The sequence below is a fragment of the Bartonella sp. AP88XZML genome, assembly GCF_042195565.1.
Classification (GTDB): Bacteria; Pseudomonadota; Alphaproteobacteria; order Rhizobiales; family Rhizobiaceae; genus Bartonella.
Map to the genome: position 1 here is coordinate 504676 of NZ_JBHIOQ010000040.1, position 12822 is coordinate 517497.

A 12822-nucleotide genomic window follows, 5' to 3' on the forward strand; every position below is an offset into this window, starting at 1 on the left:
TTTCAGAGTCAAAGGTAAGGTATCTTTTTATCTTTTAAGAGATCACGTCGCTTACTGTTTGCATCTTTACCTCTTTCAAAGGGAAAAGAAGATTTGCTAACAGCAATTTATGCCTTACCGTAAAGCTACAGAGCTTCATTCTTTGTGGATGTGGAATATGGCTATGGCCAAAACGCTTATTACATCATTAGAGATTTGTATTCTGTGGCTCTTTTTCTGTGTTGTGAAACAGAAACAGTTTTTGTCTCTGTTGCTACCAGGCTTCTCTCAAACCTCTCGTTTAGGGTTTCGCCTTTTTTGTTTACTTTTTCATGTGCCGCGTCTGGATTGGCTTTTAGATATTCCCCAAGACGTCTTCTGCCTTGCACGTGTTTGTATAAACGAGCTGGAAGATATGGATCTAATTTTTCAGCAGGTAAAGGCGTGTCTGGTTCACATAACACACCCTTAATATTATCTTTGTGCAGTCTTTCTAATTTTTGAGCTTCGAGATAAAGCTTTTTGGCAAGGCTTAAGCTGAACATCCCACATTCAGAGGAGCTTCGTTGAATATCCATTTCTACCATGGCAAAATGAATATTCGGAAATTGGTGATGTTCAATGGATTGTCGCGTCCTTAATGCAAGTAATGCGGGAAGCGTGTCACGCAGTAAGGTCGGTTCAAAAAAGATCAAAGATGTTTTATTATCAATGGTTTGATGATCGACAACCGCAAAATGAATTCCCCTATCTTGTGCGTTAACGATCAGCCTAGAAGATTTTATGCCCTTTTCGAGCGTTTCTTTGAGTGCAAGGGCAAAGCCGTCAGGGGGGCTTGTAAGTTTGAGATTCATCTCTGGATATTTACGATTTGCTTGATCGACCAAGGCTGGCATCATGTAAAGATCTAAAATATCATAATAATTTTTGATCCAACTGCCATCGGCATTATGCTGTTCTAAACCAGCAACAATATCTTTTAACTCGGCACGGTTGAAAGGGGTGTTTTTTATTTTTTCAATGTTAAGCCGTTCTAAATGTGCAGTAAGAGTGTCTAATGATGCATTTGCATGCGCTCCTTCAGGTGCGCTTGCTCCTTCTGGTGTTTGTGAGGAATGAGGTGGGGGAGAATCTTGTGGCTTCATAATCTTAGCCTCTATGTTGATGATCGATAGGTGATATTATCTTCTTCAATTTTGGCTAAACAATGTTTTGAAAAACAAGCCTTTGCATCTTGAAAGGTGAGGCGATGAGAGCATAATGATGCCGTTTTCATATTTTTATGCGTGTATTGCTCATCATTGCTGTGATGTATTATATTGGTATTTTATGGGGGGATTATTAGGGCGTTCTATTGGGAGCCCGTGAATACGGCTTGTTTTGAAAATCTCAAAATTATAGAGTTGTTGGTGATGCAAATTGGGTGATGCAAAAGAAAACAGTCAGAAAAAGACGAAAGATACCTTCAAACCGTAAAGTTTTAAACATTGTCGCAAGACACACTGTTTTATAACAGTCTATAATAACTTATAATAGCCTATAATAATGCGAAAATTTTATGATGAAATCTGGACACAGAAAACCCCTTACCGCGCCCGTCATTAAATACGATTTTTCAGATTCTGTCAACCGCAAAACGATTATTTTTCCTCCTTTATCGCGGGAAAAATCTACAGAAAAAAGCTCATTCATTGGCTATGCAGCAAAATATCTTGTTTTAATGGAAAAGTTTTTGATGTGGCAAAAAACATTTTCTCCTTTGAGAAAGGAGGGGACAAGATGAAGGGAGAATTGTGGTTTTGAAATCCGTGGTATTTTATTGATGGAATTGGGAAGGCGGTGGTTGGAAGGTATTGCGGGGGCAAAGCTTTAGGTATTGCGCAGGGGGTGTTCCGAGGGGGATGACGAGGTGGGGGGCTCGTGGGTGCTTAGAGGGTGATGGCCCTTCGAGTGGCTGTTGGGGTCTCTAAAGATTTCTGTATAAAGATTTATTGAGTAAATGCTTTTTCTCCTTTGAGAAAGGAGGGGACAAGATGAAGGGAGAATTGTGGTTTTGAAATCCGTGGTATTTTATTGATGAAATTGGGAAGGCGGTGGCTGGATGGTGTTTGCGGGGCAAAGCTTTAGGTGTTGGCGATTTGTGCGGGTGAATTGGGGCTATGCTGGCTGTCGTATTAGTGGTGATGTGATGGGGGGGGAGGGTTATCGGTGCAGTTGTTGATGAGGGAGGAGATTGTTGGTAGGGGCTTTTTCTTTCGTTTAAGGGATGATGCTTTTAATTGTGTCAAAAATCAACGGGTTGTTTTAATGATAAGCTATTTATTTATAGTGGATATTTTATCGTTATTTATCTTGAATGAGAAACCCAGATTATGCTGAAATAAAAGCCATAGCTCTTGTCCGTCATAAGATCAGAAGAGCCATATAGAATTGTACAAGAAAAGATGTAAAATGACGATAATGAATTATCTGAAGAGCTAAGGATGTCGCGATATTGGGGGAAGCGTATGATGAGGGTGATTTGTTACAATGGGGGGTAGAGGGGAGAATGTTGCTGTTTTAAAGAGGGGGCAATATTTATCCTGCCCATGCCGTGAATATGCTGTGAAATATTGTCCTTTGAGGCATGGATAAGTGAGGTATGGGTAGATATAAGGTTAAGTCTCTTTGACAGTTGAAGTATTTTTTTTAAGGGCGTGGTGGATATTTTTAAGCTTGTTTGTTGTGCGCTTTAAGCTTGTTAACCCATGAAATTTTATGAAAGGGCAAGCTCAGTGGATCTCAAGTGTCATTTGCCAAAAGGGGGCTTTACAAAGGCGCTGGTTATAAAGAGGCATGTTATAAAGGAGGGGGAGAATCTTTATCCTGTGAGGGGGAGGAAATGATGGGTGTTTTAGCCAAGGCTCTTTTGGGTAGAACTGTCAAAATGTTTATAAAGGGCATCAAGAATAATACGCAACGAACCAACAAGATTAGGCAGCGGTTGATCTTCTATAACAAGATAGTGTAATGCCGCATGAAAGTTGTGTTGACGATGTAGATATTGTGCTTCTTTAATCGCTTCTTGCATAGCTTCATAGTGTTCGGTTGCTCTTTGGACCCATTGCTTTTTTGCTTTCTCATCTGATGCGCTGTGCGTAAAACCATCATAATAACCGTTTGGTAAACCTTTTGCACATAAATAGTCGTTTCTAATTTGCAAGTATTGTTGCGCCGTGTCATATTGCTCTTTACTGATGCCTGATGAAGCCTCTTTATAGCCAAGCAAACAAAGACGCCCAATATAGGTTCCGACAAGCGGATTTTTCGCTTCTTCGAAGCTTAAACCAAAGTGTTTTGCACGCATTTCAATCGCAGATTGAAGGGCAGATTCGCTGGAATTTTGGGCACGTGAAATACAGCTATTGGGCTCTCGCTTTCCTGTTATTTTCGATCTACCGCGTTTTTTACGTATTTTCATGAACTTAACCATTTGAATGAAAAAGAAACTGTCTGTTGATGGGGGACAGTGATGTAAAAAGCACTTGGCGCAAATATTGGGGGGAGCAAATACTTAAGAGGGGGAAAATACTTAAAAGGGGGAAAATACTGGGAGAGTGAGCAAATACTGGGAAATATCAGCCGTTGCAGATCAAAAAACAAACGATACTAAAGGCGTTTAAAATGCAAAGAAAAGCAACGGTGTGGGGCGAAAAAATCATCTTTAAGGTGGTTTCTTACCTTTTTTATCTTATCCCTATCAGTCTTATTTTCCGCCCCTATCATGCTTATTTTTTTATTGCTAGCGGATTATTTGCTTTCTAAATATTTCTTAACTGTTCTTGAGAGATTGAAGGAAAATTTTTGTCAAATGTGAATGAAAAAATAACAATGGATTTCAAGGGCATGTCATCGTCTTTCTAATAGGAAGTTTTTTCTAATGGGATTATTTGTCTCTTTTTTCACGAGCGCTTTGTGGAAATTTTTCAATTCCACTTTTGAAAGGTCATTGTTTTCTTAAGTTGGGAGCTTGTTATTTGGGTTCTCTTATTTTTTGTTGTTGGGCGCTTTCTCAAGATATTTGATATACATCACGCTGTTAAGCACACTTTTATCCTTTATAAGAGATATGTTGTCTTCTATTGAGTAGCAGAGAGCGGCAAAAAGCAAACCTCCGCATTCTATTATAATAGCATAAGATGCCCTATATTTTCAAATGAAATATCGTTTATCGGCTTAAAATAAACTGTGAATGATCTCGCTATTTTGTTTGGTGTATCCTTTATGAGTATCCTTTATAGAGTATAAAAATCTCCGTTTTAATGGATCTCATCATAAGACGAGGGGATGTCGTTTAAAGGACGGAATGCATTATCGAAAGAAGCTGTTTTTATAAGTGGCAAATGCCTTTATAAAAAGATGCTTTTATAAGAGATGCCTTGATGAATGTAGGGGCTGTATCAATGTGGGGGCTGTGAAATACTTCATCTTTAATGAAGAATTTTTAAAATGAAGCCTTTTTGATTAAGAAGCTTTCAAATGAGGATTAAGGTTGTTTGTCGCACGTTTTTCATACTGGATAATCGATTGCTTGTTTGATTTTGTTTTGTGTTGCTTTTTAAAGAGCCATGTCTTAGGGCTCTCTTTTGCCCATTTTGCAAGGGTGCTCATGAAGGGTATAACGATAAAGTCCCCAATGAAATCCATATAAAGTTTGAATAATATAAAATCTATTGCACACTTCCATTTTTACGCTTGTGAAGAAGAAAGTCTATAGCATCACACATTTTGCCAGTCCTCTTGATCAAGACGTTTTACTCTATAGAGAAAGGGCAACAATGCTTTTAAAGGGCCTGGGGTAGAGGGAGGAAATTGAAAGAAAAGAGGGACATCTATTTATTTACGAGACTGTTATTTATTTACGAGACCGTGAAGGATAGTTTCTCTCTCTGGATGAAAAAGATTTTGTGCAATTTAATTATGGAATTGTGAGAGGCGCTGGTATTCATGCGGCGGCGTGTCAAATGATTAATCCTTATCATTTTAGGGCTTTGCCAGATTGACAACGAGGCTTTAAGGCAAAGGGATTGAAATTTTTTGAGGAAGAAGTAAGCCGTCCAGTGATTACGTCGTGTACTTGAGAAAGCTTGAGAAGAGGCAATGACTAAGGTTAATTTGGGACTGAGGTTGATCTTGTCCGCGTGCTTGGCTTTCAATAGAACACCCTTCCTTGGGAAAAGGGGTGTTTTGGCTTGTAAGCGCGCATGTATCAGCGCGTATAGGGCAATGAATAAAATATTTAGAAGGGAGATTATAGTGCTTGCATTACTCTGAGAAGGGTGCTAAGCGAATTTACCGCGCTGGTGGCGTGCTATCAAATATTGAAGAGTGGGAATTTTAGAAGTGGGGGAGTATCCGTATGATCGAAGATAAATCACAACACCAATCTGCCTATAAGGGAGATAAGGCTTTTGTATCGCAGCCAGTGTTGGATCAATCAGAAGCTTTCAAAAAATGGATGGCTCTCTCAACAGGCGATTATATCATCATTTGTTGTTTGGCTATCCTCTTGTTGGTGCTTTTTTCCGCGTCTGCCTATATGAGCCCTTTGGAATTTTTTCACGTTATATCCAAGGAACAGCTCCAAGCACTGGGAAAAATGAAACAAGAAGATTTTCAAGAAATGAGTCAGAGTTTTATACAGATTCCTGCGATCGAATTTCTTCGTAACTTAGGGTGGAATGGTGTTTGGGCTTTTTTATGTCTCTTGCCGCAAATAATTTTTGGCTTTCTTTTTGGGTTGTTTCCGCTCTTTTCTATTTTTAACGCCATATTTAAACGGGATGCGAAGGAAATGATGCTACAATGGGAAAACTTACCAGAGCAGAAACAGCTAGACAACCAATCTCTCAACAAAATATGATAGGGGGGAAAAGTGATCACTTCTATAATGCCTCTTTTAATAACTACATTATTGATCTCCTTAGGGATAGTTATCGTTATTTATTCTGCGTGGAGCATGATACTCTTTTCTACCGTGAAGATCATCTTGTCCATTTATTATTCTTTGATAAAACGGGCAGTACTGTTATGTAAGATGCGAAGGAAATTAAAAAAGGGTGCAGCGCAGAATTTGAGGCATTATCAGGCAGGATGGAGAGGACAGAATACAGTTCTTGCAACACAGTTGCGTGCCTTTTCTTTTCAAGAATCTTTGCTTCTCTCAAAAAAAGATTATAAAATAATCTCTTGGATGGCTTTCATTGCAGTTGCGCTTTTTATACATGCTGTGCTTTTTTCGTCTTTTACTATACGATATGCGATTGTTTCACACAATAATCCGTTGTTTTTTTTGTTATTGATTGAAGCGCTGCCGTTTTTGTTTATTTTGGTATGTAGTGCCATCACTTTGCCTGTTATTTTAATTCTCCATAGTCTCCTTCATTATGGCGTGAAAAAAACAGCAAAGAGATTAGAAACATTTGTTTGAGAAGAGAATGAAAATGATAATTCCACATCAATGTGATAGGGGAAAAAAGTGAGCATTATAATACTACAACATTTGGCTTTTTTAGGGGGCATCATTATTGCCATTTTAATGTTTATGGTTATGATCAGGCTTCCTTACCTGTTGATCAAGCATATGAGGTTATCTTTTAAATTCGCTCAAGACTTGAAAAAGAGTACGACGCAACAAAAACACGCCATACAACAATTGCGCAATGATCTGGGAGAAATGAAGAGACACAATCTCGCGCATAAGACCCTTGATGCGAAAATACGCTTTCTTAACTTTAAAGAATCTCTGCCTCTTTATTCAAAAGAATGTAAAATAATTCTTTTTATTTTTATCCTCTTTACCGTTTTGCAATTTGCTTTCTCTATCGTACATTTGGTATGGTGGAAGGATAGTATGGTCAGTTTTATAATACCGCGGTTTTCAATAGGTCGCATTATTTATGGCCTTCTATGGTTAGGGATTCTTCTCTTTTCTCCGATCATTGGGATCATGTGCATGAAGTTAACGAGAAAATTGAACAAAATACTTCCACAATTGGAAGAAGCGATACAACAACGCGATCAGGCAATGCGTATGCAGAATGTGAAAGGGGGACAAAATGACGAGTAGTCTTATAACATTAATAGCCATTTCTTTCCTGTGTTTTACGCTCTTAAATGTTTTAATATGGGTGCCAATCGTTGTCATTTATTACCTGTTTATCAAGCGTGCGCGGCTTTATTGTCGCGTGAAAAAGGAACTGAAATGCGTGCTGAATGAACGCGATATCGCCTTAAAACAGAACTCCCCAAAATAAAAAGCAGCAGAATGTTTGATAAAAAGCAGCTTTCTCTTGTTTGGCAAGACTATAAAAAAATATTCTATCTTTCTACGGTCATGGCGACTGCTCCAATAGTTATAACTGTTGTCGTTAAGATATGGAGAGGGCAGGACTTTGTTTCTCTTGTCGTATTCGAGCCACTGGCATGGCTGCTTGCCTGTACTTTTTTATTCTTACCGATTGTTTTTATTATGCGTTTTATCGTGACCCGTCAGTTGAACAAAATGATACGGCAATTAGAAGAAGAGGTTGAGCAGAAAGGAGCTCCCGTCATATTATATGATGTGAGTGAGGGGAAAATGAGCGAGGGGAAAAAGTGAAGAGAGGCTTTCGTTGAGCCTTGCTTTTGACTTGTTCATTAAGGAGCATGGGGGACACTTCTCGTTTTATGCCTTTTTATATTTGTGTCGTGTTTTTGAGAAAAATTGAGGCTCTTGCTTGAGTGCTGGGGGGAAAGTGAAGAGGGGCTGCTCTTGGGTTTCACTTGCTGTTTCTGTTCTCTTAAAGAGAGAAAATCTTGTAACTTATTTTCTTTTTATCAAGCATAAAAATGTGTCTTACCAAGCGATATTGAGAGCGAAAAATCTATACTTAAAGCAAAAGATATTCTGGTGTTTGGGGAAGAAAAGCCCATTTTTTGCAGGTGGAGAGGCAAGACGCATAGAGAAGGTGAGCCAAAAGCACACGTTTTGCTCCATAGAAAGTGTAACAGTGCTTTTAAAAAGCTTGAGGTGGAGGGAGAAAATTGAAAGAAAAGAGGGACATCTATTTATTTACGAGACCGTGAAGGACAGTTTCTCTCTCTGGATGAAAAAGGTTTTGTGCAATTTGGTTATGGAATTGTGAGAGGCGCTGGTATCCATGCGGCGGCTTGCCAAATAATTAATCCTTATCATTTTAGGGCTTTATCATTTTGGGGGGGCCAGATTGACAACGAGGCATTGAGGCAAAGGGGTAGATTTTAAGGCAAAGGGATTGGAAATTTTTTGAGGAAGAGGTAAGCGTAAGGCATTTATGCTGTGTACTTGAGGAAGTTTTCGATGAGGGCAATGAATGAGGTTGATCTTGTCCGCGTGCTTGGCTTTCAATAGAACACCCTTCCTTGGGAAAAGGAAATTGTTCTATCTCTCAAGTGGACTCTTCTTTGCTACACTACCTTGGGGCTTTGGTATTGAGGGCTGATGTTAACATTTGGCAGCTTTCTCATAAAAACTTTATGGAAGATGAAAGTTTGGGCTTTGAAAAAAAATATCGAAAAAATCTATTTGGGCCGGTTTTGCTAGATGATTCAAATCGTCATAAAGACAAAGCAACTTCGTTACGATTTTCTTGCACTCGTTTGCTTCTTCTTTGGAAAGCAGCTTATCTTCCTGAAAATAAAAAGAGCACTTAGAATTTTAGAACCATAGACCCAAATTTGTGCAATAGAAGAAGATATTTTTATGAAAATTTGATCGAGGAGAAAAGAGAAGCCTTAAGACAATAGGGGGTACACTGTGAGTGATGAAAACATGATGTTTGAAGGTGATGGAAAAAAATGCACCGCTGATATTGTCTTTATAAAAAATGAGGGATACAAGCGCGTGATATTGATTGAACCCTCATCCATTGTGAGGACGAAAGCTTCAGTTCATGAAAATGGCTTAGAAATTGAAACAAATGAGGGGTAAAAATGAGGGGCAATGGAAAAAATGCACCATTGGATGAAGAGCCACGGTCTTTTTCGCTGGAAGAAACGTTTCTGACAAGCAAAAATTATAAAGTCATCTTTTGTATTGCTTTCATTGTGTCAGCTTTAAGAACGGCTCTTCTCTTCTTACTCATGTGGCTTGAGTGGAAGTTGGCGGGGTGGGAAGGGGATGTCATAACAGTTCTCTTTTGCATCGTGCAGGTTATATTAGATTTAATTTTTGTATTCATTCCTGTTGCCTTTGTGGTCCGTATCATCTTTACGCGTTTGTTGAAAAAAAAGCTCGATAAATTGGATCAAGTAATTTGGCAGCGAAGAAAAAACAATTATCAACAAAACCGCGCGTGAAGGGCGAGCAGAAAATGAATACAGGTCTTTATATATTCTCATGTGTTGTAGGAGCACTTCTCTTCGTGCAATGTTTGAAGGTGATGGAAAAAAATGCACCGCTGATATTGTCTTTATAAAAGATGAGGGATACAAGCGCTTGATATTGATTGAACCCTCATCCATTGTGAGGACGAAAGCTTCGGTTCATGAAAATGGCTTAGAAATTGAAACAAATGAGGGGTAAAAAATGAGGGGCAATGGAAAAAATGCATCATTGGATGAAGAACCACGGTCTTTTTCGCTGGAAGAAGCGTTTCTGACAAGCAAAAATTATAAAGTCATCTTTTGTATTGCTTTCATTGTGTCAGCTTTTATAATGGCATTCTTTATGTTTTTTAAGTGGGATTTGACAGGGTGGTGGAATTATATCCTGTTCATTTTAACATTAATATTGGTTTTTATATCAGCGCTTCTTTTTGTACTCATTCCTGTTGCCTTTGTGGTCCGTATCATCTTTACGCGTTTGTTGAAAAAAAAGATCGAGCAGTTGGATCAAGCACTCTGGAAGCGAAGAAAAACGGCTTACCAACAAAACAGCGTGTGAAGGGCGGGCAGAAAATGAATACTGGTCTTTATATATTCTCATGCATTGTAGGAGAGTTTCTATTCGTGCGATGTTTGAAGGTGATGAAAAAAAATGCACCTTTGATATTGTCTTTATAAAAGATGAGGGATACAAGCGCTTGATATTGATGAACCCTCATTCATTGTGAGGACGAAAGCTTCGGTTCATGAAAATGACTTAGAAATTGAAACAAATGAGGGGTAAAAATGAGGGGCAATGGAAAAGATGCATCATTGGATGAAGAACCACGGTCTTTTGCGCTTGAAGAAGCGTTTCTGACACGCAAAAATTATAAAGTCATCTTTTGTATTGCTTTCATTGTGGCAGCTTTAAGAACGGCTCTTCGCTTCGTACCCATGTTGCTTGGGTGGAAGTTGGCGGAGTGGGAAGGGGATGTCGTGGCAGCTCTCTCGTTAATTATGGAGCTTATATCATGGTTTATTTTTTTGTTCATCCCTGTTGCCTTTGTGGTTCGTATCATTTTCACGGTTCTGTTGAAAGAAAAGATCGATATGTTGGAGCAAGCAATCTGGAAGCGGAGAAAAACCGCTTCTCAACAAAACAGCGCATGAAGGGGCGGAGAAAATGATAGATATTAAAATGATGGATATTATTGTTGTACTCTCGTGGGGTGTGGGCTTGACGCTTTTCACGCTGCTTTCTGCCGTGGTCGTGATGTTTATTTGGGCATTGTATTACTCTACTTTCAAGCGGGTGAGACTATATTGCCAAGTGACAAAAGAATTAAGCCGCGTGCTTGAACAACCTGTCGCTTTTGAGCCGTCTAGTGGAGCAACGCCGATGATTAAGCCGTTATCTGAGGAAAAAGAGTTTTCTCTTTCTGATGAGGAAATCTTAACGATGGAAAGTGCAACGGCGCTTTTAAAGAGTTTGGGGTGGAAGGTGGAAATTGAAGGAAAAGGAGATCATTTGGCCACCTATTATTTACCAGATCGTGAAGTGCAGTTTCTTTATAATGCTGAGAAGGGGTATCCGCGATTTGATTGTGCAATTGCGGTGGTTTCTGGTATCCATGCGGCGGCTTGCCAAACGATAGACCCTTATAATTCTGGAGGCTTGATTGCTCTTGAATTGAGTTTTGATGTGAAGGGGGTGGAAATTTTTGAAGAAAAGGTAAGCGTTGGATGTTTACGTCGTGCACTCGAGAAAACTTTAGAAAAGGCAATGACTGAGGTTGATCTTGGCAAGATGCTTCACTCTCAATATAGAATCCTGCCTTGGGAAAACAAAACTGTGGTCCCTCGGTTGGCTTCTTATTCCCTGCGTTATCTTGCGGCTCTGGCTTTGATGGGCGATGTTGAAACTTTACACTCTTATCACAAAAGCTTTATGGAAGGTGAGAAGCTGGGCTTTGAAACAAGCATCGAAGAAGAGCATCTGGAACGCGCGATGGTGATTGCTCAGGCGGTAGAAAAGACAAAGCAACCCAGTTACGATTTGCTTCAACAGGCGGCAAAGGATTTTTCCATGGAGGTAGAAAGCTATGAATGTTTTAGAGCTACAGATCCCAATTTGTGCAATAGAAGAAGAGATTCTTATGAAAATTTGATCGAGGAAAAAAGACAAGAATTAAGGCAACAGGGATATTTTGTTTACGAAAAGGACGCGATTTGTGAGGTTGATGGAAAAAACTATCGTCCCGATATTCTTTACATAAAGGATGGGGAGTTAGAATATATGGATGTAGAAATTAGGATTGATGAAAAGAATTATTGAGAAAAATAAAGAGTTTAGATAAATTAAAAAGAGCTTAAACCTGAAAATAATGCGTAAAAAGCGCGAAGCGTAAAAGCAGAGGGGAACAATGCAGGAGAAAAAAGCAACATTTGAAGTGTCTTTCTTTTCATTTAGAAAATTTATAGTGTCTTCAGTGGAAATGCGTAAAGGGGTGGGACGGTGTAAAATAATAGGGCACCGCTTTTTCATCATGTTTTATACATGCCTTATCATGATGGCTTTAGAAGTTCCTGCGGGTGCAAAATCTCTGGTACAGCCGTTGCAATGGACAAGATGGGAAGGAATTGGTTCTCTTATTTTTCTCTTACCAGTGTTGATATGGTTTTGTCTTCTCACACCCCTTCCTATTTTGTGGGGGATTTATCGTTTTAAAGAGCGCAGATTGAAAAAACTAAAAGAAAAAACAAAGCAGCAAGAGATTAATCAATGAGGTTATACGCATGAGGGGTGAGATCGCGTTTTTTATTTTGTTTCTGCCGGTTGGATATTTTCTTCTAAATGCAGTTACAGTTTTTGCCATTTTTGTGAATATGATTATTGTGGCGCCTTATTATTCTTTAATCAAGCGTTTGAGGCTCTATTACAGAGTGAAAAAACAAAGACGTTTGATGAAAAAACATCCACAGCGTTTTTGTTTCTTTGAAAAAAGCGAAAAAGAAAAAGAGAGAGTGCCGCAAAACTTAGCACTAGAAACACAGATAAGTTTCTATTCGTTAAAAAAATGGCTCGCTTTTTCACGCAAAGATTATATCCTCCACGCATGCCTCTCTTTCATCATTATATTTTTCAAAGCTTATGTCTATGTGATTTTCTTTAAAGGGATAGATGAGATAGATGAGAGCAGATTTGAATATTTTGCCATTCTCTTGCTTTTCTGGTTTTTTTTATCGGTATGTATTTTTGCAACGATCCCTGTTGTTGTGATCCTTCGTGAAATTTTAACCCATCGATTGAAAAAGAAGATTCAGCAGTTGGAAGAAGTGACTGAAGCAACCCAATCAATCAATTTATAAAGGGAAGGGGATAAAATGCATTACGAAATAGCGGCATTTTGGACGGTGATTTTAATCATTCTGCTGGGGGGTGTTTTTGATTTTTTCTTAACAATACCCATTGTGGCA

At 38.9% G+C, this 12822-nt stretch carries 16 protein-coding genes; 14 read left to right on the plus strand and 2 right to left on the minus strand.

What is annotated here, in order from left to right:
* Positions 1-179 precede the first annotated feature (179 nt).
* Positions 180-1124 carry a YopJ/AvrA family T3SS effector serine/threonine acetyltransferase gene (locus ACFIK2_RS06290; protein WP_375636889.1) on the minus strand — a complete coding sequence of 315 codons (945 nt, stop codon included), beginning with the start codon at positions 1122-1124 and terminating at the stop codon, positions 180-182.
* 413 nt (positions 1125-1537) lie between these two features.
* Here ACFIK2_RS06290 and ACFIK2_RS06295 point away from each other — a divergent pair, with 413 nt between their 5' ends.
* Complete coding sequence (locus tag ACFIK2_RS06295) at positions 1538-1762, plus strand: hypothetical protein (RefSeq protein WP_375633372.1); 225 nt, start codon at positions 1538-1540, stop codon at positions 1760-1762.
* 1110 nt (positions 1763-2872) lie between these two features.
* On the opposite strand, the gene ACFIK2_RS06300 is transcribed toward ACFIK2_RS06295, so the two are convergent.
* Complete coding sequence (locus ACFIK2_RS06300) at positions 2873-3439, minus strand: hypothetical protein (RefSeq protein ID WP_375633370.1); 567 nt, start codon at positions 3437-3439, stop codon at positions 2873-2875.
* Positions 3440-5377: 1938 nt separating this feature from the next.
* Here ACFIK2_RS06300 and ACFIK2_RS06305 point away from each other — a divergent pair.
* The 13 genes from ACFIK2_RS06305 (at position 5378) to ACFIK2_RS06365 (ending at position 12714) form a co-directional block, all read left to right on the plus strand.
* Positions 5378-5881, plus strand: coding sequence for a hypothetical protein (locus tag ACFIK2_RS06305; protein WP_375677005.1), 504 nt, complete (start codon positions 5378-5380; stop codon positions 5879-5881).
* 210 nt (positions 5882-6091) lie between these two features.
* Complete coding sequence (locus tag ACFIK2_RS06310; protein ID WP_375677006.1) at positions 6092-6448, plus strand: hypothetical protein; 357 nt, start codon at positions 6092-6094, stop codon at positions 6446-6448.
* A gap of 48 nt (positions 6449-6496) precedes the next feature.
* A complete protein-coding gene (locus ACFIK2_RS06315; protein WP_375677007.1) occupies positions 6497-7087 on the plus strand; it encodes a hypothetical protein in 591 nt (196 codons plus the stop codon).
* The gene (locus ACFIK2_RS06320) at positions 7077-7274 is read left to right on the plus strand and encodes a hypothetical protein (RefSeq protein WP_375677008.1); all 198 of its coding nucleotides are present in this window, start codon (positions 7077-7079) and stop codon (positions 7272-7274) included. Before ACFIK2_RS06315 ends, ACFIK2_RS06320 begins: the two co-directional genes overlap by 11 nt.
* An 11-nt stretch (positions 7275-7285) precedes the next feature.
* Positions 7286-7618 (plus strand): hypothetical protein, encoded by a 333-nt coding sequence (locus ACFIK2_RS06325; RefSeq protein WP_375677009.1) that lies wholly within the window; start codon positions 7286-7288, stop codon positions 7616-7618.
* Positions 7619-8442: 824 nt separating this feature from the next.
* Positions 8443-8691: a hypothetical protein gene (locus ACFIK2_RS06330; RefSeq protein ID WP_375634503.1), complete on the plus strand. Its 249-nt coding sequence runs from the start codon at positions 8443-8445 to the stop codon at positions 8689-8691.
* 103 nt (positions 8692-8794) lie between these two features.
* Positions 8795-8968 (plus strand): hypothetical protein, encoded by a 174-nt coding sequence (locus ACFIK2_RS06335; RefSeq protein WP_375636896.1) that lies wholly within the window; start codon positions 8795-8797, stop codon positions 8966-8968.
* Between the two features lie 2 nt (positions 8969-8970).
* Positions 8971-9336, plus strand: a complete 366-nt coding sequence (locus ACFIK2_RS06340) for a hypothetical protein (protein WP_375636897.1) — start codon at positions 8971-8973, stop codon at positions 9334-9336.
* Between the two features lie 229 nt (positions 9337-9565).
* The gene (locus tag ACFIK2_RS06345; RefSeq protein WP_375633362.1) at positions 9566-9922 is read left to right on the plus strand and encodes a hypothetical protein; all 357 of its coding nucleotides are present in this window, start codon (positions 9566-9568) and stop codon (positions 9920-9922) included.
* Positions 9923-10149: 227 nt separating this feature from the next.
* Positions 10150-10515 (plus strand): hypothetical protein, encoded by a 366-nt coding sequence (locus ACFIK2_RS06350; RefSeq protein ID WP_375677010.1) that lies wholly within the window; start codon positions 10150-10152, stop codon positions 10513-10515.
* Between the two features lie 28 nt (positions 10516-10543).
* Positions 10544-11680, plus strand: a complete 1137-nt coding sequence (locus tag ACFIK2_RS06355; RefSeq protein WP_375640401.1) for a DUF6990 domain-containing protein — start codon at positions 10544-10546, stop codon at positions 11678-11680.
* An 88-nt stretch (positions 11681-11768) separates the two neighbouring features.
* Positions 11769-12131: a hypothetical protein gene (locus ACFIK2_RS06360; protein ID WP_375640308.1), complete on the plus strand. Its 363-nt coding sequence runs from the start codon at positions 11769-11771 to the stop codon at positions 12129-12131.
* 10 nt (positions 12132-12141) lie between these two features.
* Positions 12142-12714: a hypothetical protein gene (locus ACFIK2_RS06365; protein ID WP_375677011.1), complete on the plus strand. Its 573-nt coding sequence runs from the start codon at positions 12142-12144 to the stop codon at positions 12712-12714.
* Positions 12715-12822: the final 108 nt, after the last annotated feature.